Annotated in this window: 21 protein-coding genes; 2 read left to right on the forward strand and 19 right to left on the reverse strand. The window is 65.5% G+C overall.

The window, feature by feature from the left end:
• Positions 1–224 precede the first annotated feature (224 nt).
• From CAF70_RS09375 to CAF70_RS09390, 4 genes are all read right to left on the reverse strand, one after another.
• Positions 225–740, reverse strand: coding sequence for a GNAT family N-acetyltransferase (locus tag CAF70_RS09375; RefSeq protein ID WP_085624291.1), 516 nt, complete (start codon positions 738–740; stop codon positions 225–227).
• 223 nt (positions 741–963) lie between these two features.
• Positions 964–1,899, reverse strand: coding sequence for a catechol 1,2-dioxygenase (catA, locus tag CAF70_RS09380; protein ID WP_085624293.1), 936 nt, complete (start codon positions 1,897–1,899; stop codon positions 964–966).
• Between the two features lie 43 nt (positions 1,900–1,942).
• Positions 1,943–2,233 (reverse strand): muconolactone Delta-isomerase, encoded by a 291-nt coding sequence (gene catC, locus CAF70_RS09385; RefSeq protein ID WP_085624295.1) that lies wholly within the window; start codon positions 2,231–2,233, stop codon positions 1,943–1,945.
• Positions 2,234–2,365: 132 nt separating this feature from the next.
• Positions 2,366–3,487 (reverse strand): muconate cycloisomerase family protein, encoded by a 1,122-nt coding sequence (locus CAF70_RS09390; protein ID WP_085624297.1) that lies wholly within the window; start codon positions 3,485–3,487, stop codon positions 2,366–2,368.
• Positions 3,488–3,622: 135 nt separating this feature from the next.
• Here CAF70_RS09390 and catR point away from each other — a divergent pair, with 135 nt between their 5' ends.
• Positions 3,623–4,501, forward strand: a complete 879-nt coding sequence (catR, locus tag CAF70_RS09395) for an HTH-type transcriptional regulator CatR (RefSeq protein ID WP_085624299.1) — start codon at positions 3,623–3,625, stop codon at positions 4,499–4,501.
• Complete coding sequence (locus CAF70_RS09400) at positions 4,498–5,832, forward strand: D-serine ammonia-lyase (RefSeq protein ID WP_085624301.1); 1,335 nt, start codon at positions 4,498–4,500, stop codon at positions 5,830–5,832. Before catR ends, CAF70_RS09400 begins: the two co-directional genes overlap by 4 nt.
• A 161-nt stretch (positions 5,833–5,993) precedes the next feature.
• On the opposite strand, the gene CAF70_RS09410 is transcribed toward CAF70_RS09400, so the two are convergent.
• From CAF70_RS09410 to CAF70_RS09480, 15 genes are all read right to left on the reverse strand, one after another.
• Positions 5,994–6,824 carry a LuxR family transcriptional regulator gene (locus tag CAF70_RS09410; RefSeq protein ID WP_256573280.1) on the reverse strand — a complete coding sequence of 277 codons (831 nt, stop codon included), beginning with the start codon at positions 6,822–6,824 and terminating at the stop codon, positions 5,994–5,996.
• A gap of 53 nt (positions 6,825–6,877) precedes the next feature.
• Positions 6,878–8,290: an aminotransferase gene (locus CAF70_RS09415; protein WP_085624307.1), complete on the reverse strand. Its 1,413-nt coding sequence runs from the start codon at positions 8,288–8,290 to the stop codon at positions 6,878–6,880.
• Positions 8,291–8,325: 35 nt separating this feature from the next.
• The gene (locus tag CAF70_RS09420) at positions 8,326–9,429 is read right to left on the reverse strand and encodes a polyamine ABC transporter substrate-binding protein (protein WP_013973072.1); all 1,104 of its coding nucleotides are present in this window, start codon (positions 9,427–9,429) and stop codon (positions 8,326–8,328) included.
• A 236-nt stretch (positions 9,430–9,665) separates the two neighbouring features.
• Positions 9,666–10,367, reverse strand: a complete 702-nt coding sequence (locus tag CAF70_RS09425; RefSeq protein WP_085624309.1) for an NAD(P)H-dependent oxidoreductase — start codon at positions 10,365–10,367, stop codon at positions 9,666–9,668.
• A 43-nt stretch (positions 10,368–10,410) separates the two neighbouring features.
• Positions 10,411–11,823 carry an aldehyde dehydrogenase family protein gene (locus CAF70_RS09430; protein WP_085624312.1) on the reverse strand — a complete coding sequence of 471 codons (1,413 nt, stop codon included), beginning with the start codon at positions 11,821–11,823 and terminating at the stop codon, positions 10,411–10,413.
• Positions 11,816–13,006, reverse strand: coding sequence for a pyridoxal phosphate-dependent aminotransferase (locus CAF70_RS09435; protein ID WP_085624314.1), 1,191 nt, complete (start codon positions 13,004–13,006; stop codon positions 11,816–11,818). The genes CAF70_RS09430 and CAF70_RS09435 overlap by 8 nt, the downstream gene beginning before the upstream one ends.
• Before the next feature lie 23 nt (positions 13,007–13,029).
• Positions 13,030–14,259 (reverse strand): alanine racemase, encoded by a 1,230-nt coding sequence (gene alr, locus CAF70_RS09440; RefSeq protein WP_085624317.1) that lies wholly within the window; start codon positions 14,257–14,259, stop codon positions 13,030–13,032.
• A gap of 34 nt (positions 14,260–14,293) precedes the next feature.
• Positions 14,294–15,901 (reverse strand): 5-guanidino-2-oxopentanoate decarboxylase, encoded by a 1,608-nt coding sequence (locus tag CAF70_RS09445; protein WP_085624319.1) that lies wholly within the window; start codon positions 15,899–15,901, stop codon positions 14,294–14,296.
• Complete coding sequence (locus tag CAF70_RS09450; RefSeq protein ID WP_085624322.1) at positions 15,894–18,011, reverse strand: acetate--CoA ligase family protein; 2,118 nt, start codon at positions 18,009–18,011, stop codon at positions 15,894–15,896. The genes CAF70_RS09445 and CAF70_RS09450 overlap by 8 nt, the downstream gene beginning before the upstream one ends.
• A 17-nt stretch (positions 18,012–18,028) precedes the next feature.
• A complete protein-coding gene (locus CAF70_RS09455) occupies positions 18,029–19,189 on the reverse strand; it encodes an acyl-CoA dehydrogenase family protein (protein ID WP_085624324.1) in 1,161 nt (386 codons plus the stop codon).
• A gap of 33 nt (positions 19,190–19,222) precedes the next feature.
• A complete protein-coding gene (locus CAF70_RS09460) occupies positions 19,223–20,017 on the reverse strand; it encodes an enoyl-CoA hydratase/isomerase family protein (RefSeq protein ID WP_085624326.1) in 795 nt (264 codons plus the stop codon).
• Positions 20,018–20,257: 240 nt separating this feature from the next.
• Complete coding sequence (locus CAF70_RS09465) at positions 20,258–21,664, reverse strand: amino acid permease (RefSeq protein ID WP_085624328.1); 1,407 nt, start codon at positions 21,662–21,664, stop codon at positions 20,258–20,260.
• Positions 21,665–21,881: 217 nt separating this feature from the next.
• Positions 21,882–24,137 (reverse strand): ATP-binding protein, encoded by a 2,256-nt coding sequence (locus CAF70_RS09470; RefSeq protein WP_085624330.1) that lies wholly within the window; start codon positions 24,135–24,137, stop codon positions 21,882–21,884.
• Positions 24,134–24,910, reverse strand: a complete 777-nt coding sequence (locus tag CAF70_RS09475) for an ABC transporter substrate-binding protein (protein WP_085624332.1) — start codon at positions 24,908–24,910, stop codon at positions 24,134–24,136. Before CAF70_RS09475 ends, CAF70_RS09470 begins: the two co-directional genes overlap by 4 nt.
• Positions 24,907–25,623 (reverse strand): response regulator, encoded by a 717-nt coding sequence (locus tag CAF70_RS09480; protein WP_085624334.1) that lies wholly within the window; start codon positions 25,621–25,623, stop codon positions 24,907–24,909. The genes CAF70_RS09475 and CAF70_RS09480 overlap by 4 nt, the downstream gene beginning before the upstream one ends.
• Positions 25,624–25,688 lie beyond the last annotated feature (65 nt).

The following is a 25,688-nucleotide window of genomic DNA, read 5'->3' on the forward strand; positions in this document are numbered from 1 at the left end:
CGGCTGGATGCAGCGCCCAGGGAAGGCCGCACAGGCGTTGCCTGGCGGATGCAACAGCTCGGATTCTAGAAGAGATGCCCGAGGATAAGGAAGTTCAATTGCCACTCGCCAAGGCCGACAGCATTTTCTGTTCGCTGATCGACCACTTTCTACCCCGCGCGCATGGCCCGAGCCATGCTGATCGCCGACCATCGAGTGCGAACCCTTCACCCCCTGCAAGGAATTTACATGGAAGCTGGCAGGCTCTCTGCGGGAGCGCCCGTCACCAGGAAATTCAGCAAGCCCGGTTCGTCATCCAGGGCTATGGCCCGCGAAGGGCGCGGCAATGCGGCCAATACGCCATTGCAGAAGCCCACGGCAGGCGCGTCCTGTGCGTAACAGCGCAACAGCCAGTCGCCCTCGCCGCCCAGCAGCTGCAACGCCACCGCCCGGCCGATGCCCTGGCGGCGGTACTTTTTCAGGATGAACAGATCGGCCAGCTCGAAGGCGTCGATGCCCGGCAGTTCGCTGCGCTCGACCAGCACGAAACCGGCGATGAAGCCGTCTGCCAGCACCAGGTACGCCCCCCAGCCATCCGCCTGCCAGTAACGTTGCAGGTGCTGGTCATGGATATAGAAGCGGCCATCCACTTCGACGTCTTCCTGCTCCCAGTCGGAGGACTCGTAGGCGTAGAACTGGTAGAGGTTGCGAATCAGCGAGGCCTGGTCGGCAGTGGTTGCCAGCAGTTCGATGGGCAGCATGGTGCGGGGGCTCGGGTAAAAAGGCGGATTCTAGACCAATTACCCCTGGCAACAAAAAGCCCAGGCCCTCCCCGCACGGAAAGGCCCAGGCAAAAAACCGTCATCGATGGGCAAGGGACCCTGTGGGAGCGGGCATGCCCGCGAACACCGGCAAAGCCGGTGCCAGCCACCGCGGTGCCTGCTTCGCGGGCACGCCCGCTCCCACAGTGGTACCCGTCAGGGTTCAGCTGTTTTGCAACGCACGCGGGCGCTGGCTGCGCACCTCGGCGTCCGGCGCCTTGGCCGCCTGCAGGTGGAAGTCGAACGCCAGCTCGGCAAAGCGCTCGCCCTGTACGCCGCGGTCACGTGCCACCGCGGCGTCCTCGACAAATCGCAGCTCGCCGATCAACCCGTCACGGGTGGCGTAGGCAAAGTCATCCCAGAGGTACTGGTCGCCGGCAAAGTTGATCTGCGTGGTCAGGTGGCGGTGCCCCGGTGCCGAGATGAAGAAGTGCACGTGCGCCGGGCGCTGGCCGTGACGGCCAAGCAAGTCCAGGCATTCCTGGGTTGGCCCCTGCGGATCGCAGCCGTACCCCGACGGCACGATGGAACGCGCGCGGTAGCGCCCTTCGGCATCGGTGATGATGCGTCGGCGCAGGTTGTACTCGGACTGGCTGGAGTCGAAGTACGAATAAGTACCTTGGGTGTTGGCATGCCACAGGTCGACAGTGGCGCCGGCCAACGGCTTGCCGTCGGCATCGAACACCTTACCCTGGAGGAACATCACCACACCCGGGTCGCTGCCGTCGTCCATGCGCGCTTCGCCTTGCGCCAGTGGCGCCCCCGCCACATACAGCGGGCCTTCGATGGTGCGCGGGGTACCGTCGCTCAGCCCGGCCTCGGCGTCCTTGGCGTCCTGCAGCAGGTCGAGGAAGTGCTCGATGCCCAGGCCTGCTGCCAACAGGCCGGCTTCGTTACGGCCACCCAGGCGGTTGAGGTAATCGACGGCATGCCAGAACTCGTCCTCGGTGATTTCCAGGTCCTCGACCAGGCGTGCAGTGTCCTGCAGTACACGCAGGATGATTTGCTTGAAGCGTGGGTTGCCTTCGGCATGGCCCAGGCCGGCCACTTGCGTGAAGAATGCCTGAACATCGGCAGTGTGGGAAATTTTCACGGTCATCGTGCTTACCTCATCTTGTTCTTGTCAGGTAGACAGGTGCGACTCAGCGGTCGTCGCTGTGGATCGACGAGGGGTGCCGGCACAGGCCGTCGACCTCGATGTCCATGTACGGGAACAGCGGCAGCTGCATCAGGGTGTCGTGCAGCGCCTCGACGCTGGGCACATCGAACACGCTGTAGTTGGCGTAGTGCCCGGCAATGCGCCACAGGTGGCGCCAGGTGCCTTCGCGCTGCAGACGCTGGGCCAGTTCCTTTTCATCGGCCTTGAGCCGGGCGGCCTTGGCCGGGTCCATGTCGGCCGGCAGTTTCACGGTCATCTTCACGTGGAACAGCATGGGGGTCTCCTTTTTCTGATTTGGCGCGAACACTGTGGGAGCGGGCATGCCCGCGAACACGGGCGAAGCCCGTGCCCTCCACCGTGTCGCATGCTTCGCGGGCACGCCCGCTCCCACAGGGGGCGTGTGTTTTCAATGCCGGGCGAAACGCGCCAGGCGCTGCTCGTCCAGGGTCAGGCCCAGCCCTGGGGTACCTGGAATGTGCAGCTGGAAGTCGCGGTACTGCGGTGGCTCGTTGACGATTTCTTCGGTCAGCAGCAGCGGCCCGAACAGCTCGGTACCCCAGGTGAGCTGGCGCAGGGTAAGGAAGGCATGAGCCGAAGCCAGGGTGCCGATCGAGCCTTCGAGCATGGTCCCGCCATACAGGGCGATGCCGGCAGCCTCGGCAATTTGCGCGGTGCGCAGTACGGCGCGCGGGCCGCCATTCTTGGCAATTTTCAGGGCGAAGATGCTGGCCGCGCCGTCGGCAGCCAGGCTGAAGGCGTCCTCGACACTTTCGATCGACTCGTCAGCCATGATCGGCGCCGGGCTGCGCTGGTTCAGGCGCACCTGGCCGCTGCGGTTGATGCGCGAAATCGGTTGCTCGATCAGATCGATGCCGTTGTCGCCAAGCACCTGGCAGGCATGGATGGCCTGGGACTCGTCCCAGTACTGGTTGACGTCGACCCGCACGCTGGCGCTGTCGCCCAGCTCACGCTTGATCGCCACCACGTGCTTGAGGTCCTGGGTCAGCGGGTTGGCACCGATCTTCAGCTTGAATACCCGATGTCGCCGAATCTCCAGCATATGCTGGGCTTCGGCGATGTCGCGGGTGGTGTCGCCACTGGCCAGGGTCCAGGCCACTTCCAGGCTGTCGCGCACGCGGCCACCCAGCAGCTCGCTGACCGGCAGGCCCAGGCGCTTGCCCTGGGCGTCGAGCAAGGCGCTTTCGATACCGGACTTGGCAAAGGTGTTGCCCTTGGCCAGCTTGTCCAGCTTGAGCATGGCGGCGTTGATGTTGCCTGCCGGCAGGCCGATCAGCGCAGGCGCCAGGTGCGCATCGATATTGGCCTTGATGCCCTCGGGGCTTTCGTAGCCATAGGCCAGGCCGCCGATGGTGGTGGCCTCGCCGATGCCTTCCACGCCATCGCTGCAGCGAACACGCAATACCACCAGGGTCTGCTGCTGCATGGTATGCATCGCCAGCTTGTGCGGGCGAATGGTCGGCAGGTCGACGATAATTGCCTCGATACGTTCAATCAGCGCGCTTGTCATTGTTGCCAGGTCCCGTTGTTTCTGGCTGCCAGCCGCAGCCCGGAGTGATGCATTTACTTGCATGTCCAAGGATTGCGCGAGAACCTGATAGCCGTCCAATATCGAATGAATCTCCCACCATACCCTGGAGGTCTGATGGAGCTGCGCCACCTGCGTTACTTCAAGGTCCTGGCCGAAACCCTGAACTTCACCCGCGCCGCCGAGCTGTTGCACATTGCCCAGCCACCGCTGAGCCGGCAGATCAGCCAACTCGAGGACCAGCTCGGTACCTTGCTGGTGGTGCGCGAGCGCCCGCTGCGGCTGACCGAGGCGGGTCGCTTCTTCTACGAGCAGAGCTGCACCGTGCTGCAGCAACTGGAAAACATCAGCGACAACACCCGCCGCATCGGCCAGGGCCAGCGCCAGTGGCTGGGGATCGGCTTTGCTCCCTCGACCCTGTACAAGGTGCTGCCGGAGCTGATCCGCGAGCTGCGCCAGGACAGCGAGCTGGAACTGGGCCTGAACGAGATGACCACGCTGCAGCAGGTGGAAGCGCTGAAAAGCGGGCGCATCGACATCGCCTTCGGGCGCATTCGCATCGATGACCCGGCCATTCACCAGCAAGTGCTGTGCGAAGACCCGCTGGTGGCCGTGCTACCCAAGGGCCACCCGCTGGCGAGCAGCCCGCTTACCCTTGCCCAGCTGGCTGGCGAGGCGTTCATTCTTTACCCGGCCAACCCGAGGCCCAGCTATGCCGACCACGTGCTGGCGCTGTTCGCCCACCACGGCATGAGTATCCGCGTCAGCCAGTGGGCCAACGAACTGCAGACCGCCATTGGCCTGGTGGCTGTCGGCGTGGGCGTAACCTTGGTGCCGGCGTCGGTGCAACAGCAGCATCGCACCGATATCGAATATGTCGGCCTGCTCGACAGCGGCGCCGTCAGCCCGATCATCCTCAGCCGGCGCAAGGGCGATGTGAGCCCGATCGTGCAGCGCTGCCTGACATTGATTGCACAACAGGAAAAACCAGCATGATCCACGGCAAGACACTACAAGCATGGTGCAGCTCCCACCCCCTGATCGAAGACCTGGTGGCCCTGCGCGAAACCAACTGGTTCAACCCGCACATTGCTCCTGCCGCCCAGGCCCTGGCCGATGTCGGCTTGAGCGCCGCCGATGTCAGTGCCGCCAGTGCCCGCCTGGCACGCTTTGCCCCCTACCTGGCCAGCGTTTTCCCGGACACCGCCGCCACCAGCGGCATCATCGAGTCGCCACTGCGCCCGCTGCCCAACCTGCACGCCACCTTGCTGCAGGCAGCGGGCCTGCCTGCCAGCGGTTCACTTTGGCTCAAGGCGGACAGCGAGCTGCCGATCTCCGGCTCGATCAAGGCCCGCGGCGGTATTCATGAAGTGCTCAAGCACGCCGAAGACCTGGCCCTGGAGGCCGGCCTGATCCGCCTCGACAGCGATTACCGGGCACTGGCCAGCGACCAGGCCCGGCAATTCTTCAGCCAGTACAAGGTTGCGGTCGGCTCGACCGGCAACCTCGGCCTGTCGATCGGCATCATGAGCGCCCGGTTGGGCTTCCAGGCCACCGTGCACATGTCGGCCGATGCCCGCCAGTGGAAGAAGGACAAACTGCGCGCCCATGGCGTGAGCGTGGTCGAGTACGAAAGCGACTACAGCGTGGCGGTGGAGCAAGGGCGCCAGCAGGCGGCGGCGGACCCGGGCTGCTACTTCGTCGACGACGAGAACTCGCCACACCTGTTCCTCGGCTATGCCGTGGCGGCCGAGCGGCTGGCCGCCCAGTTCGAGGCTGCAGGTATCCAGGTAGATGCCGAGCACCCCTTGTTCGTCTACCTGCCCTGCGGGGTCGGCGGTGGCCCCGGTGGTGTGGCGTTCGGCCTGAAGCTGATCTGGGGCGACCATGTGCACTGCATCTTCGCCGAGCCCACCCACTCGCCCTGCATGTTCCTGGGGGTGTATAGCGGTTTGCATGACGCCACCAGCGTGCAGGATTTCGGCATCGACAACCTGACCGCCGCCGACGGCCTGGCGGTGGGCCGCCCTTCCGGCTTTGTCGGCAAGGCGATGCAGCGTTTGCTCGATGGTTATTACACGGTCAGTGACGAGACGCTGTACCGGCTGTTGGTGCTGGCCCATGACCTGGAGAACGCGCGGCTGGAGCCTTCGGCACTGGCGGGAATGCCGGGCATGGTCAGGGTGCTTGAATCACCTGAGTACCTGGCGCGCATGGGCCTGTCGGCTGAGCGCATGGGCCGGGCCACGCACCTGGTGTGGGGGACCGGCGGCAGCATGGTGCCGGAGGCGGAGTTTGCGGCCTATGTGGTTAAAGGAAGGCGCTGAGAATTATTGAGGGGCAGCGCTGTACCTGTGGGAGCGGGTTTACCCGCGAACACCGGCGAAGCCGGTGCCATGCACCGCGTCGCTTCCTTCGCGGGTGAACCCGCTCCCACAGGGATCGCGACAGCTTTCAGATATTGAGCAAGACAGTTGCTCCTTTGCTGCTAGACCGCCAGGTGATCACCGCGCAGCCAGTCGATAAACCGCGCAAACAACTCCGACTGCGAGTTTATCTCCAGCTTCAGGTACAGGTTCTTGCGGTGCATGCGCACGGTTTCCGGCGAGATGCCCAGCTCCAGCGCGGTGGACTTCACCGAATGCCCCCGCAGGATCATGTGCGCCACCTCCCGCTCACGGTCGGTCAGTACCTGGCAGCCGAAACTGTCGAACGCCGCCTGCAGGCTGCCACGCTCGGCCGCCGGGCCGGGCTGCAGATGATGCCGCGCGTAGCGCCCCAGCAGTTCACGCACCATCGGTTCCAGTGCCCGCAGCAGGTCGATCTGCCCGGCGCTCAGGCGCGTGCCGCTACAACCCTGGAACAGGCTCAACGACAACTTGCGGCCAGCGCTGAGGTCGACGATGTAGTAGCTGTCTTCACTGCAACCGGTACCCAGGTAGTAGGCCTTGTAGTAGTCGCTATCGAAGAAGTTGTCCGGGGCGATTTCCTGCAAGTGGTAGAAGCCCTCGGCCAGGCCGCTCTGCACGGCCAGGCAGAACGGGTCGAGCAGGTAGCCGGCACTGAAGTAGCGCTCCAGCACGGCGGCGCGGTGCAGCTCGGGGATGCCTTGCTGGTACAGCAGTTGCGGTGCCCGCCCCTGGCACTCGAGGCTGATCATCATCGATTCCACCTGCACCAGCTGGCCGATGGCGGCCGCCACATGCGCCAGCGCCTCGGGCGTTTCGCTGTGGGCCAATGCGCGCTGCAGCGCCGCATGCCATTGCTGCAGCGCGCCCATTGAAAGGGTAAGCGGAGTGTCGGGAGAGGCCTGGGTCATGCCCGGCAGTCTAGCCTGCCAGGCACGCCCGCGCACAGCCCTTTGCGCCAGCTTCATCGCCCCTGATACAGGCCAAGCACCGTGAGTTCGCGCGCGGTTTCGAGGATGCACTGGCGCAGGGTTTCGACGATCTCGTCCACTTGCGCATGGGTGATGATCAACGGCGGCGACATCACGTTCAGGTGCATGATCGGCCGCACCAGCAGCCCTTTGGCCTGGGCCTTGCTGTGGATGCGTTCGCCGATGTTCACCTCGTCGGCGAACAGCGCCTTGCTGGCCTTGTCGGCAACGAACTCGACACAGGCCATCAGCTTCATGCAGCGCACGTCCCCCACCAACGGCAGCTCGCGCAGGCTTTGCAGGCGCTGCTCCAGGTAGCCGCCGACGTCCTTGACATGCGCCAGCAAATGCTCGCGCTCGATGATCTCGATGTTCTTCAGCGCCGCAGTGCAGCACACCGGGTGGCCACTGTAGGTGAAGCCGTGAGTGAAACAGCGGCCCTTGCCCGGCTCGGCGATCACCTGCCAGATGCGCTCGGAGAAGATGCACGCCCCGAGCGGCAGGTAGGCCGAGGTCAGGCCCTTGGCCGTGGTGATGATGTCGGGGGTGACGCCGAACAGTTCCTCGCTGGCGAAAAAGGTGCCCAGGCGCCCGAACGAGGTCACCACTTCGTCGGCGACGAACAGAATGTCGTAGGTCTGGCACAGCTGCCACATGCGCTGGAAGTAGCCCTTGGGCGGAATGATCACCCCACCCGAACCCATGATCGGCTCGGCGAAGAACGCCGCCACGTTGTCAGCCCCCAGCGAGAGAATCTTGTCCTCGAACTCGGCCACCAGGAAGTCGAGGAACTCGGCCTCGTCCAGGTCGTGCGGCGCACGATACGGGTTGGGGTTGGAAACGTGGTGGATCAGGTCGTGGTGATAATCGAACTCCGGCACCCGATCTGCGGCCTTGTTGCCGATCGACATGGTCAGCGTGGTGGAGCCGTGGTAGGCGTTGTAGCGGGCGATGATGTGCTTCTTGTGCGGCTTGCCACGGCAGTTCTGGTAGTACTGGATCAGCCGGTAGGCGGTGTCGACCGCGGTCGAGCCACCGGTGGTGAGGAACACATGGTCGAGATCGCCCGGTGCCAGCTGCGCAAGCTTCTGGCATAGCTCGATGGCCACATCGTTGGCCATGTCGGAGAACGGGTTTGAATAGGCCAGCTGGCGTACCTGGTCGGCGATGGCCAGTGCCATTTCCTCGCGCCCCAGGCCGATGTTTGTGCACCACATGCCGCCGACGGCATCGAGGAAGCGGTTGCCGTGAGTATCACGGATGTAGGCGCCCTCGCCGGCAACGATGTTCAGCGCGCCTTGCTCGCGGTGCTCGTCGAACACATGGTAGCCATGCATGTAGTGGGCCTTGTCGGCTTCCACCAGCGGGTCGTGGGCAACGCTGGATGCTTTGCTTGGGGTGGCCATGGGGCAGCTCCTTGGCAGTGATCGTTGGGCAGTGTTCAGAAACCGGTCTTGACCGTGCTCCAGACCCGGGTGATGGCGCGCATGTCCTTCGGGCTCTGGGTTTTCTGCGCGAACAGGCGCTCGCGGGTTTGCGCGTCGGGGTAGATGGCCGGGTCCTGGCGGATCTCGTCCCGCACCAGCGCAGTGGCGGCGGCGTTACTGTTGGCGTAGTGGATGTAGTCGGTGACCTTGGCCATGGTCTGCGGCTGCAGCAGGAACTCGATGAAGCGGTGGGCGTTGGCCGCGTGCGGCGCATCCTTGGGGATGTACAGATTGTCGAACCAGATCAGCGAGCCTTCCTGGGGGATGAAGAACGACAGCTTGATGTCCTTCTTCGCTTCCACCGCGCGGGCCTGGGCGGTGGCGTAGTCACCGGACCAGGTCAGGGCCAGGCAGACATCGCCATTGGGCAGGCTGGTGAGGTAGTTGACCGAGTCGAACTTGCGAATGTACGGGCGAATGCCCAGCAGCAGTTGTTCGGCCGCCTTGAGGTCGGCCGGCGATGCGCTGCGGGGGTCCTTGCCCAGGTACTGCAAGGCCAGCGGGATGACTTCGGTCGGTGCGTCCATCAGGGTGACGCCGCAGTCGGCGAAGCGCGAGACGATCCTTGGGTCGAACAACATGGCCAGCGAGCCGATGGGGGCGTCGGGCATGCGTGCGGTGATCTTGTCGACGTTGTAGGTCACCCCCGAGCTGCCCCAGGTGTAGGGCGCCGAGTATTTCAGGCCGGGGTCGTAGCCTTGCAGGTTGTTCACCACCTGCTGGTCGAGGTTATGCCAGCTGGGCAATTGCTGCTTGTCCAGCGCCTGGAACACCCCGGCGCTGATCAGCGGGGGTACCAGGGAAGCGTTGAGCATCACCAGGTCGTAGCCGGAGCGGCCGGTGAGCAGTTTGGTCTGTACCGTTTCGTAGCCGTCGAAAGTGTCGTAGATGACCTTGATGCCGGTGGCCTTCTCGAAGTCGGCCAGGGTGGTTTCGCCGATGTAATCGGTCCAGTTGTACAACCGCAACGTGTTACCGCTGTCCACCTCTGCCGCCTGGGCCAGGCTGGCGCCAGACGCCAGCAGCAGACCGCCAATCACCTTCAGTACCTTGCGCATGGCAACTCCATCGTGTGAGTGCTCGGGATCGAGCCGATGGGGGCACTATCGAGGGATTTGCCGAAGGGGAACATACCCCGAATGTGTGGGTGGTCGTTTTTTGCCAGGTGAAATTTGTATCAAGGCCACAGGCCCAATCGCCGGCAAGCCAGCTCCCACAGGTTCTCCACAGTCCTGAAGCCCTGTGATTTTCTCTGTGGGAGCTGGCTTGCCGGCGATGAGGCCAGTACAGGCAATCACGCCAGTGGGTACAGTGCCTCGTCGAACTGCTCAAGGCGCGGGAATACCAACGGCTGATCCTCCGAAAGCTGCTCCAGGCGCTGCCGGTACTGCTGCAAAAACGCCTGCCGCGCCTCGTCGCTGATATATGGCACATGCCAGGCCACGAACGGCGGCAGCACCTCGAAGCCGACATAGGCCAGCGTGCCGCGCAAAATCGGCCGCAGCATGTCCTCCAGCGGCCCATGAATCGCCCCGTCGCCAAACATGTGCTCGCGCCCGCCCAGGGTCACGGTCACCAGCGCTTTCTTGCCCGCCAACCCGCCCTGGTCGTAGAAGCGCTTGCCGCCATAGCACACCCCCGACACCAGCACCCGGTCGATCCAGCCCTTGAGCATGGCCGGCGCCGAGAACCAGAAGATCGGGAAGTTCAGCACCAGCAAATCGGCCCACAGCAGCTTGTCCAGCTCCTGCTGGATGTCCGCGGCAATGGCCCCGCGCTTGACCCCCTGGCGCTGCTCCAGGGCATACACCAGGTATTCGGGGTTCTCGCGCTGGCTAAAATCATCGGCACTGGCTACCGGGTTCCAGCCCATGGCGTACAGGTCGCTGACCTGCACCTGGTGGCCCTGGGCGCGGAAGGTTTCCACGGCCTGGTCACGCAGGGCAGCAGTGAACGATTGCGGCTCGGGGTGAGCGTGGACGATCAGTACATTCACAAACTTTCTCCTCACACAAAACAGGTTGTCTTCCAGCTGTGGCTCAGCACTGCACCGCTTTCACCTCGACGAACTCCGCCAGCCCCTCCTCGCCCCACTCGCGCCCGTTGCCCGACTGCTTGTAGCCACCGAACGGTGCCTGGTAGTTGAACCCGCCACCGTTGATGAAGCACTGCCCGGCGCGTATCTGCCGTGCCAGGGCCAGGCCGTGCTCGCGGCTGCCGGCCCACACCGCGCTGGACAGGCCGAACGGCGAATCGTTGGCCAGGGCCAGCGCCTGGGCCTCGTCGGCATAAGGGATCAGGCACAGCACCGGGCCGAAGATTTCCTCCTGGGCGATGCGCATGCGGTTGTCGACATCGGCGAACAACGTCGGCGCCACATAGAAGCCGCGTTCGAAGCCGGCTGCATCACCGCCGCACAGCAGGCGCGCGCCCTCCTCCTGCCCCAGGCGAATGTAGTCGAGCACGGTGCGCCGCTGGCCTGCCGAACACATCGGCCCGAGGAAGCTGGCCGGGTCACGCGGGTCGCCCATGACCAGCGCGCGGGTCTCGGCCTCGGCGATCTCCAGCGCCTCGGCGTAGCGGCTGGCCGGCAGCAGCATGCGGGTCAGGGCCGTGCAGGTCTGCCCCGAATTGACCATCACATCCTGCACCCCATGGCGCACCGCCGCGTGCAGGTCGGCGTCGGCAGTGATCAGCAGGGGTGATTTGCCACCCAGCTCCAGGCACACCCGTTTCACCGTAGGCGCGGCCGCCTGGGCCACGCGCACCCCGGCACCGGTGGAGCCGGTGAACGACACCATGTCCACCTGCGGGTGCCGGGCCAGGGCCTCACCCACCTTGGCCCCCGGCCCGCTGACCAGGTTGAACACCCCGGCCGGCAAGCCGATGGCCTCGATCATCTCGGCCAGCATGAAGGCATGCAGCGGCGTTTCCTGGCTGGGCTTGACCACCACCGTGCAGCCGGCGGCCAGGGCCGGCGCCAGCTTGCCGATCATCTGGTGCAGCGGGTAGTTCCACGGGTTGATGAAGGCGCACACGCCAACGGCCTCGCGGTACACCAGCGAGTTGCCGACTTCGCGCACCTGCTCCATCAGCCCGGCCAGTTCGGCGTACTGCTCCAGCCCGGCGATCGGGCCCTCGACCTGTACCGCCTGGCACCACTGCACCGGCATGCCCAGCTCGTCGGTGATGAGCGAGGCCATTTCCGCCGCGCGGCTTTTCAGCTGTGCGGCCAGCGCCGTTATGTACCCGGCGCGTACGCTGGACGGTGTGCGGGACCAGCCATCGAAGGCCCGCCGCGCAGCCATTACCGCCCGTTCGACATCGGCCTCGGCGCCCAGCGGCACCCGGCCGATGGCCTGTTCGGTGGCCGGATCGATCACCTCGGCCATGCCCTGCCCGCTCGGCACCTGCCAGGCGCCGTCGATGTACAGCCGCGCATACTCACGCATGGCCGTAGTCCCGTTTCAGTTCGTCGGCACAGCAGGCGATGCGTCGGCAGGCATCGATCAGCGCCGCATTGCCCAGCACCAGGCCCAGGCGGATATGCCCGGCAGCGCTGGGGCCGAACGCTTCGCCGGCAAGCACCGACACGCCCTGGCTGTCCAACAGGTAGTCCGCAAAGGTCTGGGCACATACGCCGGTCTCACGGATATCGACCATCACGAACATACCGCCATCGGGCTTGAGCACCTTGATGCCCGGGCAGTCGGCCAACTGCTCGCACACCAGGTCGCGACGCTGACGATAGGCTTCGCGCATAACATCCAGTTCCGGGAGTTGCTGCTCCAGCGCCACCACGGCGGCATCCTGGATGAAGTCCGGCGAACCGTACAGCATGCACAGGGCGAGGTTTTCCAGGTGGGCGGCCAGCTCGGTCGAACCTACCACCCAGCCCACCCGCCACCCGGTCATGGCATGCGACTTCGACAGGCTGTTGAGGGTGGCGGTGCGCTCGGCCATGCCCGGCAGGCTGCCAGGGCTGACATGCTCGCCGTCGTACAACAGCTCGCTGTACACCTCGTCGGAGATCAGCCACAGATCGTGGGCGATGCACAGTTCGGCCAGCGCCTCCCAGGTAGCGCGCGGCAGGCTCGCCCCCGAGGGGTTGTGCGGGCTGTTCAGGGCCAGGGCGCGGGTACGCGGGGTGATGCACGCAGCCACGTCACGCGGGCACACCCGAAAGCCGTTCTCCGGCTTGACCGGCACTGGCACCACCTTGGCGCCACAGGCCCCGAACACCGCCTCGTAGGTCACGTACATGGGCTCGGCGACAATCACCTCGTCACCCGGGTCGAGCACGCACTGGGCCACGCAGTACAGCGCACACTGGGCCCCCGCCAGCACCGTCACCTGGTCGGCATCGACGGCCTGGCCGCTACGCTGGAAGTGGCGGTTGGCGATTGCCTGGCGCAGCGCCAGCTTGCCGCGCACATCGGCGTAATGGGTATGGCCGGCGCGCAGACTGTCGATGGCCGCCTCGACGATCGGCGCGGGGGTGTCGAAGTCCGGGTCACCCACCGACAGCAGCAGGATATCCTTGCCCTCGGCCTGCAGCGCCAGGGCGCGGTAGTGGATGTCCCAGGCGGCAGCCCCGTCGCCGGCGATGCGTTGAGTGAGCTTGGCGTAGCGCATGGCAATCTCCCTTCATGGCGGTTTCAGTCGACGAGAATCTTCGGGTTGGAACTGCCCCATACGGTGTAGAGGTCGGCGAGCAACGCGCCGTTGATTTCTTCTATCTCGGCCTGGGTGATCTCCCCCCCGGCCTGCTTGCCGAACAGCACCACTTCGTTGCCCCCCTTCACATCGGGGAAATCGGTGACATCGACCATCAAGGTGTTCATCGACACCTTGCCCACCACTGGCACTCGGTGGCCGTTGATCAGCACATGGCCCTTGTTGGTGAACACCCGGCGGTAACCATCGGAGTAACCCACGGTGATGTTGGCCAGGCGCGAATCACGCGCCAGGGTGAAGGTGCGGTCATAGCCGACGGTGTTGCCTGCCGGGTAGCTATGCACCGCAGCCACGTGCGACTTGAACTGCATGACACGTTGGTATTCGGTATGCGTCGGCACGGTGTCGCCGAACAGCGCGCCGCCGGTGCGCACCATGTCCAGGCGCGCTTCCGGCACTTCCAGCGTAGCGAAGGAGTTGGCGGCGTGCAGGGTGAGCTTGCTGCGATCAAGTTTCGCGTGCTTGATCAGCCAGTCGGTCTGCTCGTTGAACGCTACCAGGCCTTTGCGCACATCGTCCTTGTCTTCCACGGCGAAGTGGGTCATCAGCGCGACCAGCTTGAGGTGCTTCTGGTCGGTGACCTGCAGCGCCTCACCCCGGCCGGACCAGGTGGTCATTTCCACGCCGTTGCGGCTCATGCCACTGGAGTTGAGCGCCAAATGAATGCGCAGGGTCTTGCCGTGGCGTTCGGCGATGGCATCGAGCTGGCGGGCGAACTCGGCGCTGCCGACCAGCTCTTCCATGTCGTACTGCAGGGCATCTTCTACTTCGCTGACGCTGGCCAGACGTACCCGCACCAGTTGCCCGGTGAAGCCGCTCGCGCGGACCACGCGCGCCTCCTCGTTGCTGGCCACCGCCACGCAGGGCACGCCCTGGGCGATGATCGACGGCATGACCAGGCCGATACCGTGGCCATAGGCGTCGGCCTTGAGCACCGCGCACAGCTTGGACTTGCCGCCCAGCTCGGCCTGCAAGGTACGGATGTTGTGTTGCAGCGCGCCGGCGCTGATTTCGACCCAGGCGTTGCTGTTCTGCACGGTCAGGGCCGTGGTGCCGTTGTCCATCGACAGGGGCGGTGCGGCGTACAGCGGGGCCTGGCCGGTGATCAGCAGAGCGAGGGATGCAGCCAGGAGGGTACGGCGAAATGGCATGGTGGTTTCTCTTGTTGTTCGTGGTGTCTGCGGTTTAGCAGACGCAGGTGTGTTTGAGTTCGATAAAGGTGACGCCGGGGGTGGCGAAACCGCTGGCCAGATCGGCCTGCAGCGCGTCCAGGTCACGCGGCTGGCGCACCGTGCAACCGAAGGCGCGGGCCAGGCCGATGAAATCCGGGTTGCGCGGCAGTACGCCGACCGGCTCGATGTCCAGGCCGAGCATGTCGTCGCGGATCTGGCCGAGGGCGTCATTGTTCCACAACAGCACGACCAACGGTCGCTCCAGTTCCTCGACTGCCGTGGCCAGTTCCTGGGCGGTATAGAGGAAGCCGCCATCGCCTACCAGTACCAGGCCTGGGCGCTGGTCGCTGGCGAACATGCCGCCGATGCCGGCCGGCAGGCCGTAGCCGAGGGTGCCGTAGCCGGTGGGGTGCAGCCAGCTGCGCGGCGCCCGGCTGGCGAAAGCGTAGTTGCCGGTGTAGGCCAACTGGGTCATGTCGCTGCTGATGAAGGCATTGTCGGGCAGCACGGCGGCAATGCGGTCGAGGATTGCCTGATGCATGGCCTGCAGCGGCGCATGCCCGCTGCGAATGGCCTGGCGCAGGTTGGCCACTGCTTCGCTGGCCTGGGCCGGGTCGCGGTTCAGCGCTGGCAGGTGCTCGAGCAGGCCGGCCAGGGTTTGCCGGGCATCGCCATGCAGGGCAATGGCACATGGGTAGAAGTCGTTGAACTTGCGCGGGTCGATGTCCACCCGCAGGAGCTCGCCGCTGATCGGCAAGCGCTCGCGCCAGAAGTCGGTATCGGCCATTTCGGTACCCACTGCCAGCACCACATCGGCCTGGCTGATCAGTTGCCAGCCGGGTTCGACGCACAGGCTGGCGCCGGCATTCAGCGGCGCGTCCGCTGGCAGCAGGCCCTTGCCGGCCACGCTGGTGAACAGTGGGGCTGCCAGCCGGGCGCTCAGTTGCTGCAGCTGCTCGGCCGCGTGCAATGCCCCGCCACCGGCAATGATCATCGGGCGCTTGGCGGCGGCCAGCTTCACGGCGGCCTGGTCGAGGATGTCGCGGCACGGCTGGCCACGGCCGGGGCGGCGCACCACCTCATCGCTCCAGTCACGGCTGACCGGCGCGGCCAGTACGTCCAGCGGCACCGAAATGTGCACCGGGCGCGGCCGTTCGCTGTCGAACACGGCCCAGGCGCGGGCAATCAGTTCGGGCAGGTCGTCGCCGCGCAGGGCCACGGCGGAAAAGGCGGTAATCGGCGCGGTCATGGCGCGCTGGTCCTGGGTCTCGTGCAGGCAGCCCCAGCCCTTGCCCAGGCTGGCAGTATGGTTGACGCTGGAAATCACCAGCATCGGGATGGAGTCGGCATAGGCCTGACCGATGGCGGTGGCGGCATTGGTCACGCCCGGGCCGGTAATGACGAAGCACACCCCCGGTTTGCCGCTTATCCGGGCATAGCCGTCGGCCATGAAGCCGGCGCCCTGCTCGTGGCGGGTCAGCACATGGCGGATGCCGCTGCCCGGCAGGCCGCGGTACAGCTCCAGGGTGTGCACGCCGGGGATGCCGAATACCGTTTCCACGCCGTAGTTGGCCAGCAGGCGTACCAATGCCTGGCCGGCGGTCCAGGTGTGCTTATTCATGTCGTTCTCCTTGCGCCTGGCCGAGGCGGATCAGCGCGTCGACCGCGGTGGTGCCGTGGGCACCGACCATCAATGGGTTCACATCCAGCTCCAGCAGTTGCCCGGCGTTTTCGCAGGCGTAGTCGGCCACCGCGCGGATTGCCGCAACCAGTGCGTCAAGGTCGGCAGCCGGGCGGCCACGGAAGCCTTGCAGCAGGCTGGCGCTGCGCAGGCTGAGCAGTGCGGCACGGATGGCATTGTCGGTGGTCGGCAGCAACAGGCTGACGCTGTCCTTGAGCAGCTCGACCAGCACCCCACCGGCACCAATCACCAAAGCCAGAGCGAAGTCATGCTCGCGCTTGATGCCGACGATCAGTTCGGCCAGCGGCGGCTCGGCCATCGGCTCGAGCAGCACCTGATCGAACGCTACCTGCGGGGCGTAGACGGCGATGCGCTGGCGCATCTGCATCAGCGCATGCTCGAGGGCGGCTGCATCGCGCAGGTTCAGCGCTACCGCACCGGCTTCGGTCTTGTGCGGCAGTTGCGCGCTGACCGCCTTCAATACCAGCGGGTAACCAACGCGGGCGGCGTCTGCCACGGCGCGCTCGGGTGTGCTCAACACCCCGGCCGGTACCGGCAGGCCGAAGGCGCGCAGGGCTTGCTTGGACTGCCACTCGTCCAGCAGGCGGCTCTCGCCTGGGAGAGCCTGCGGGCACAGTGGCACCCGCGCAGCCTCGCCCTGTTCCAGCAGCCGTTGGCGGTTGCGCTGGTAGGCGACGATGCGGCCCCAAGCTGCCAGGCCATCCTCCACGCCCTGCAGGGCGGCGATGCCACGCGCGTGCAAGCGCGCGCGCGCGCAGGCGGGCAACAGCTCGGGGAATGCCGAGGTGACGAAACCGATCTTGCCGTGGCGTTCCAGTGCATCGCAGTACAGCGCCAGCAACAGGTCGCATTCCTTGCGTTCGCCGGTGAACGCCGCCGGGTAATCCAGTACCAGCATGGCCGCGTCGGCTGCGCCGCTCAGGGTGCTGTCGAGCATGCGTTGCAGGGCCGTTGCATCACCCCAGATGGCGGTAGTGAAATCCAGCGGGTTGACCAGGTTGGCATAGGCCGGCAACACCTCGGCCAACTGTGCCACATGCCCGTGTTCGAGCTTCGGCAGGACCAGCTGGTTGCGCTCGGCATAGTCGGCGATCAAGCCGGCATCGCCACCGGAGCAAGCCAGGGCGATCAGCTCGCCATTCACCGGCAAGCGTCCACAGGCGGCGGCCTTGAGGGTTTCAACAAAGCTCACCGGGCCACTGACGCGAATCACCCCCAGGCGCTGGAACAGGCTGTCGTACAAGGCATCGGAGCCGGACAGCGAGCTGGTATGGCTGAGCGCCAGTTCAGCGCCGATCTGCGACACGCCGGTCTTCAGCGCAATGATCGGCGTGCCCTGCTGCAATGCCTTGCAGGCGGCACGGGCGAAACCGGGCACGTTCTTCAGGCCTTCCAGGTGCAGGCCGATGGCGGTTACCCGGGGGTCGTCGAGCAGCACGTCCATCAGCTCGGCCACGCCCAGTTGCGCCTGGTTGCCGACCGAAGCCATGTAGGCCACCGGCAGCGAGCGGTCGCTCATCGACAGGTTGTAGGCGAAGTTGCCGCTCTGGGTGAGGATCGCCACGCCCTTCTCCACCTGCTGGCCACCGTGGGCCACCGGCCACAGGGCAGCGCCGTGCAGGTAGTCGAGCAGGCCGTAGCTATTGGGGCCGAGCAAGGCCATGTTGCCGGCGGCAGCGAGCAGGCGTAGCTGCAACTGACGGCCTTCCTCGCCGCTTTCGGCAAAGCCCGAGGCGTAGCAGATGGCACCACCGGCGCCGCGTGCGGCCAGCTCGGCAACGCACTGCAGGGTCAGCTCGCGGTTGGTAGCGATGAACACAGCGTCCGGGGCACAGGGCAAGTCGGCCACCCGCGCCACACAGGGGATGCCTTCGAGGCTGGCATGCTGCGGGTTGACCAGCCACAGCTCGCCGCCAAAGCCCCCTTCGGCGCAGCGCTTGAGCGCCCGCGCCATGCTGCGCCCGCCGACGAAAGCCAGGTGCCGAGGTGCCAGCAGGCGCTTGAGGTTGTCACGAATCGAATGCGACATGGGTGTTCTCCTGGCGCTCAGCGCAGCAGCGGGCGCAGCAGTTCGCGGGCGATGATGTGCCGCTGGATTTCCGAGGTGCCTTCCCAGATGCGCTCGATGCGTGCGTTGCGCCAGATGCGCTCGACCGGCCCTTCATCCATCAGGCCCATGCCGCCAAAGATCTGCACGGCTTCGTCGGCAACCTTGCCCAGCACCTCGCTGGCGAACAGCTTGGCCATGCCGGCCTCGCCGTCGGTCATGCTGCCCTGGTCCATCTTCCAGGCGGTGTGCAGGGTGAGCATTTCCGCGGCGCGAATCTGCGTGGCCATGTCGGCCAGCTTGAACGACACACCCTGATAGCTGCCGATGGCCTGGCCGAACTGCTTGCGGTCGGCGGCCCATTGCAGCGACAGGTCGAGGGCACGCTGGGCCTGGCCCACGCAGTTGGCGGCGACCATCACCCGGCCGGCGGTGAGCCAGGCGTTGGCCACCTCCCAGCCCTTGCCGACCTCGCCCAGCACCTTGCTGGCCGGTACCCGGCAGTCGTCGAAGAACAGCTCGTAGGTGTGGTAGCCACGGTTGCTCACACACTTGGGGCCGCGGCGAATGGTCATGCCCGGCGTGCCACGGTCGACCAGGAAGGCCGTTACCGCATTGCGCTTGCGCCCGTTGTGCTCGTAGGTATCGGTGACAGCGAAGACGATGGCGAAATCGGCGTGGCCGGCATGGCTGATGAAGTGCTTGCTGCCGTTGATCAAGAAGTCGTCACCCTGGCGCACAGCGCGGGTCTTGATGGCGTTGGCATCGGAGCCGGCACCCGGCTCGGTGAGGGCAAAGCAGTCGATCTTCTCGCCCTGCACACAGGGCAACAGGTAGTCGTTGACCTGCTCGTCCTTGCAGGCCATGAGGATTTTCGACGGCCGCGCAACGAACACGTGCAGGGCCCAGGACACCTTGGACAGCTCGCGCTCGATCAGCGCCTGGGACAGGTAATCCAGGCCACCGCCGCCGACCTCCTCGGGCATGTTGAAGGCATAGAACCCGGCAGCGATCGCCTTGCCGCGGATCTGCGCAGCCAGCTCGGGCGATACGGCATCGGCGCGATCCACCGCCTCCTCATGGGGCAGCAGCTCCTTGACGACAAAGCTGCGTACCGCTTCCACCAACATTTCTTGTTCTTGGGTCAGTTGGAAATTCATCTGCGAAGGTCCTGGTGAGGGTCGGTTATCGGGTTACTGGCCGGTGAAACGGGGTGCGCGGCGTTCCACCGACGCTTGCAACGCCTCGGCACCGTCCTGGCTGCGGCCACACAGCAGGCCGGCCTGGCGCTCGGCTTCCAGCTGCTCGGCCAGGGTGCGCAGCGCGCCATCGCGGATCAGCCGCTTGGTCTGCGCGTAGGCAAATGTGGGGCCGTTGGCCAGGCGCCCGGCCAGCTCGGCGGCTACGGCGGGTAGTTGCTCGTCGGCGCAGACTTCGCTGACCAGCCCGGCCGCCAAGGCACGTTCGGCACCCCACAGCTCATCGAGGAACAACAGGCGCTTGGCCTGCTCGCTGCCGATCAGCCGTGGCAGGTGCCAGCTGGCACCTGCATCGGGGCTGTAGCCCATGCTGGTGTAGCCGGCCTTGAAGCGCGCCGAGGCCGCGGCGATGCGCAGGTCGCAGCACAGGCTGAGGTCCATGCCACCGCCCACGGCGGTACCGTTGATGGCGGCGATGGTGGGCTTGTCCAGGCTGTGCAGGCACAACATCAGGGCGTGGGCGGTTTCGGTCCAGCCGTAACTTTCCAGCGTCCCCTGGGCTTCGGCCGCGGCCCATTCGGCCAGGTCGGCACCGGCGCAGAAGCTGCGGCCGCTGCCGGTCAGCACCACCACGCGCACGGCCGGGTCGCTGTTGCAGGCTTCCAGCAGGGCGTGCAGTTGCTTGAGGGTGGGGATGTCCAGCGCATTGCGCTGCTCGGGGCGGTTGAGGGTAATCCAGGCAACGCCGGCTTCGACCTTGCTCAACAGTGACGACGACGGGGTGGTCATGGGGGCCTCGGTGTTGTTGTGATGGTTTTGGGAGGGCTTGATGAGCGAGATACTAAACGAGTGTTCAGCAAGGCGGGATGGGCTGTTACAACTTCGCACAACTCGGTTTCTGTTGTTACGCGGCTTTGTTTCGGCATGGCATTTTCGTTGCCAGGGAGATCGAGCGCCGCGCGGGCGGCGCTCGATCTCCCTGGCAATAAAAATGCTTCGCCAAACACTTACAACCAACGCCCCACGGTATCAAACCCCCGGCGCACTAGGCTCGAAGGCCCCCTGCCGACGGCGGTTGACGAAGAAGTACGCCGCATAGCACAGGGCAATGAAGCCAAAGCCCCAGTACAACGACGGCCGCTGGGTTTCATCCAGCGCCAGGAACACGAACAGCGAGCTGCACAGGGTGATGCACAGCAGCGGCACCAGCGGGTACAGCGGCGCCTTGTACTTCAGGTCCTGCAGCTGCCCACCGTCACGCAGGTAGACCTTGCGGAAGCGGTACTGCGCCAGGGCAATGACGATCCAGGTCACGGTGCCGGACATGCCACTCACCGCCATCAACACCATGAACAGGGTGTCGGCGGCAATGAAACTGGTCATCAGCGAAATCAGCGCAAAGCACAGGGTGATGCTCAGCGCCCGCAACGGCACGCCACGCTTGCTCAGCGGCGACAGGCTCTTCGGCGCCATGCCGCTCTTCGACATGGCCCACAGGATGCGCGTGGAGGCATACAGCCCGGAGTTGCCCACCGAAAGGATGGCGGTGAGGATCACGAAGTTCATCAGGTCGGCGGCAAAGGGAATGCCGACCATGTCGAACACCTGCACGAACGGGCTTTCCATCAGCCCGGCCTGTTCGAACGGCACGATGGCCGAGAGCACGGCAATCGCCAGCACGTAGAAGATCAGCACGCGGAACACCACGTTGCGCACAGCCCGCGGGATGCTCTTTTCCGGGTGCTCGGTCTCGCCAGCGGCCACCCCCATGATCTCGCAACCCTGGAAGGCATAGACCACCGTCATCATCACCGCGAACACCGCCGACAGGCCATGGGGGAACAGCGACTCGCCCACCAGGTTGTCCAGCATCGGTGCCGGCGCCCCGCTGCTCAGCGGGATGGCGCCGAAGATCACCAGCAGGCCGATGATGATGAAGCCGACGATGGTCGCCACCTTGATCCCCGAGAACCAGTACTCCGCCTCGCCGAAGGCGCGGGTGGCCAGGGCGTTGAGCCCGAACAGCACGACCACGAACAGCGCCGACCAGTACCAGATCGGCACCTCCGGGAACCAGCGGGTCATCAGCATGCCGGCGGCAGTGAACTCCAGGCCCACGGTGGTGGCCCAGCTCATCCAGTACACCCAGCCGATCATGAAGCCGGTGGCAGGGCCGATGAACTTGGTGGCGTGGGCCTGGAACGAGCCGGACACCGGCATCTGCACCGAAAGCTCGCCAAGGCAGACCATCACCAGGTACATCAGCAAACCTGCGACCAGGTACGCCAGGATCGCGCCTACCGGGCCGCCCTGGTTGATGGTCACACCCGAGCCCATGAACAGCCCGGTGCCGATCACCCCGCCCAGCGACAGCATGAAGATGTGCCGGCTTTTCAGTGCGCGGGTGAGCTGGATCTTTTCGCGGTTGTCAGTCATGGCGCACCTCGCCTTTGCGGCCGGTGCCTGGCCACGCGGGGGTGCCGCGCGGAGTGTTGGGAAGGAGGGGCTGAGCGCTACGGCATGTCATTATTCTTGTCTCCAATAAGCCTCATGGACCGCGTGCAACACGGTTGCCATGGATTATTGGAAACGGATGTAAGGTGCCGTTGTACGAACGGATCGAAGATGTAAAAAGTCGTAAGTTTTTTGTACGTCAGCTCTGGATCAGCTGTTCCAGGGTGGCGTGGGCCTGGGCAAGCTGGGTGGCCAGCAGCTCGCCGAGCGCTTTCAATGCCTGTTCGTCGTGCTGCCTGGCAGCGTCTTCAAGGCGACGCAACAATTCAGCCAGGCCAGAAAAACCCAGGGAGTCGCAACCGCCGGCCAGGCGGTGGGCAAGGTGCAGCACTTCGGTAAAGTCCTGGGCTGGCAGCGCCTCGGCCAAAGCCGTGGCGTGCTGCTCCAGCGACTGGCGCAGCACCTTCAACAGGCCTTGCAGCTTCTGCTCACCCAGCAGCGAGCGGTGGGTGTCCAGCAACGACCAGTCCATTGTCCCATCAACACCAGCCACTTCGGTGGGCGCCGCCGCTTCGGCCAGCGCCTGGCGCAGGTTTTCCAGCCGCAGGGGCTTGGCCAGCACCCCCTGCATGCCAGCGTCCAGATAACCCGGCACCTGCCCCGGTTGCACACCGGCCGTCAGCGCCAGGACCCGGCTGTGGCGGTTCGGCCCGGGCGTGGCACGCAATTGCCGGCACAATTCCACCCCACTCATGCCGGGCAGGTGCACGTCGAGCAGGATCAGGTCGAAGCGCCGCTTTGCGCAGGCCTGCAGGGCCTGCCCGGCATCCTCGGCAAAACTCACCCTGTGGCCATCGCGCAGCAGCAACCCGCCGGCTACCTCGCGGTTCAACGCCACGTCCTCGACCACCAGGATATCCAGGCTGGCCAGGGGCGAAGGCGCTGGCGAACTGGCCAGCGCTGGCTGCCCGCGGGGCAGGTCGAGCTCGAACCAGAAGCAACTGCCCTGCCCCTGCACGCTGTCCAGGCCAATGCTACCCCCCAGTTTTTCCACCAGGTGCTTGCAGATCGCCAGGCCCAGGCCGGTGCCGCCATAGCGCCGGGCCACTGCCTCGCTGGCCTGGACGAAACGGTCGAATATCCTCGCCTGTACCGCCGGTTCGATGCCGATGCCATTGTCACTGACCGACACCCGCAAGCGCTGCGATCCCGGGTCATTGGCCAGTACCTGCACCGCAAGCCGCACCTGGCCGTGTTCGGTGAACTTGATGGCGTTGGCCAGCAGGTTGCTGAGCACCTGGCGCAGGTACTGTTCGGCACCGTGCTGGTACTCGGCCAATTGCTCGTCGATATTCAGTTGCAGGGTGTCACCGTTGTCCCTGGCCATGGGTTCGAGCAGCGCCAGCACTTCCTGGCACAACTGGCGCAGGGAAAAACCGACCAGCTCGGCGCGGCTCTCGCCCTCCTCCAGCCGGGCGAAATACAGTACTTCATTGAGAATCGCCAACAGCCCCTCGCCGGCCTTGTACAAGGCCTCGACGCGCTGGCGATCGGCCACCTCCAGCCGGCCGCCGCGCAGCAGCTCGGCCATGCCAAGAATGCCGTTGAGCGGTGTGCGCAGCTCGTGGCTCATGGTCGCCAGGAAGCGCGACTTGGCCAGGTTGGCGGCTTCGGCCTCGTCCTTGGCCCGGGCCAGGCTGGCGGTGCGCCGCTCGACCATGGCCTGCAGCTCGTCGCGCTTGTCCTGCAGCGCCAGGCGGTCGCGCTCGCGGCGCTCGATGTCGCTGAGAATGGCGCGGCGCATGTCATCCAGGGCATTGGCCACGGTGTCGATCTCGTCCGGGCGCGTCGACGCGCGGCGCCCCAGGCGCAACGGTTCCTGCCACTGGCCGGCACCAATACGGCGGGCGAACTCGGCCATCACTTGCAGGTGGCGGGTGACCAGGCGGTAGAACAGCCCCGACAACGCCACCGCCAGGCCACACAGGAACACGCCCATCCACAGCAGGCTGGCAAGGCCCGTGGCATACAGCCGCCGGTGCACTGCGCCCAGGTCGATGCTCACTTCCAGCTCGCCCAGGTGCCTGGCCGGCCCCGAGGGCGGCTGGTAATCGAGCGGGAAGCGTTCGATGCGCAGCGGGCCCTTGGGCTCGGCGGCACCGCGCAGCAGCTGGAAATCGTCGCTGACCAGGCGCACCCGGGCGACATCGGAAAAGTCCACCAGGCCGCGCAGTTGCGTATCCAGCTGGGCCTCGTCCAGGTCCCACAGGCTGCGCTCAAGGCTGGCCAGGTAGCCGGCGCGGATCAATGCCATGCGCGCCTCGATATCGCGCATTTCGCGGCGGTATTCAAAGTACAGCTGCACCGAGCTGGCCAGCACCGTGAAGCACAGGCTGAACAGCAGGATGAACAGCAGCAGGCGGCGCAGCAGGCCATCGGTGCGCCGGCGGTTCATCGGGTATCCGCCGGCAGGTTGATCATGTCGCGGTAGGTCACTTCGCTTTGTTCCAGCCAGCGCTCGATCTCGCCGGCCTGGTTCATGCGCCGCAGCTGCGCGTCGATTTCATCCATATGCTGGCTCAACGGCGATTGCCGTGATACTGCAACGCGCAGGTAGTCCACGCTCAGGGCCGTGGGCAATACGCGGATGTCCTGCGCCCCGGGCAGGTTTTCGATGAACAGCTGGCCGGTGCGCCGCTCCTGGATCACGTAGGCGATGCGCCCACGGATCAGCTTGCCGAAGTTCTGCTGGCTGGACGACACCCGTTCGATGTTCTGGTGGCGGGCGACGAAGCGGTCGAACTCGGCGCCGTAGCTTTCGCCGTACAGCAGGCCGCCGCGGTAGCCGGCCAGGTCCTCAAGGCGCTGGAACTGCACCGGCCGCAGGCGGTTGTAGAACACCGCCACTTCCTCGCGCACCACCGGCACCGTGGAAAAGCGCATGCGCTGGTCACGCTGGTCGCTGTTATAGGCCAGCACCACGTCCACTCGCCCGGCGGCGGCGTCCAACAGGCAACGCTTCCAGTTGCCCAGCACCACGGTCTGCACCTCATGGCCCATGCGCGCGAACAGCTCTCGCACCACGGTGGGGGCCAGGCCGCGCACCTGGTGGCCGTCACTCCAGGAAATCGGCGGGTACACCGGGTAGTCGCAGTAGCGCACCGGTTGCCCTGCGCTGGCTTGCACGGCGAACAATGCCAAGGCCAGCACCCAGGCGCTGCGGGTCATGCCGCCACACTGGCAGTGAACAGGTAACCGGTGCCGTGGATGGTGATGATCAGTTGGGGCTCGGCCGGGTCGTCATGCAGCTTGCGCCGCAAGCGGCCGACCAGCACGTCGATGGAGCGGTCGTTGGGCACCCACTCGCGGTTGCGGATCTGGTCCATCAACTGGTCGCGGCTGAGGGTGTGGCCGCTGTTACGCAGAAACACGCTGAGCAGCTGAAACTCGCCATGGGTCAGCAGTGTCTGCCCGCCACGGGCGTCGATCAGCCGCCGGCGGTCGGTGTCCAGCGCCCAGTCGGCGAACTGCTTCAGCGATTGCGCGCAGGCCGGTGCCGGGTGTACTTCACGGGCATGGCGCACGCGGCGGATCAGGTTCTTGGCGCGGGATACCAGCTCGCGGGGGTTGAGCGGTTTGATCACGTAGTCGTCGGCGCCGCATTCCAGGCCGACGATGCGGTCGATGTCGTCGTTGCGCCCCGTGATGAGGATGATGCCCACCTCCGAGCGTACCCGCAGCTCGCGGGTCAGGGTAAGGCCGTCCTTGCCGGGCAGGCGGATATCCAGCAGCACCAGGTCGACATCCTGGCTGCCGAGCAGGGCTTCGGCCTGTTCCGCGGTGTCGGCGCAGTGCACGTCATAGCCTTCCCGGGACAGATAGGCCTGCAGCAAGTCACGAATAAGCGGATCGTCATCGACGATCAATACCCGAGGCGTCATTGCGTGTCGTCTCTTTTTTTATTGGTTTGTTCTACACACTCGCGACAGCAGCGTACTCGTTACTG

It is taken from the genome of Pseudomonas sp. B19(2017), assembly GCF_002113165.1.
GTDB lineage: Bacteria > Pseudomonadota > Gammaproteobacteria > Pseudomonadales > Pseudomonadaceae > Aquipseudomonas.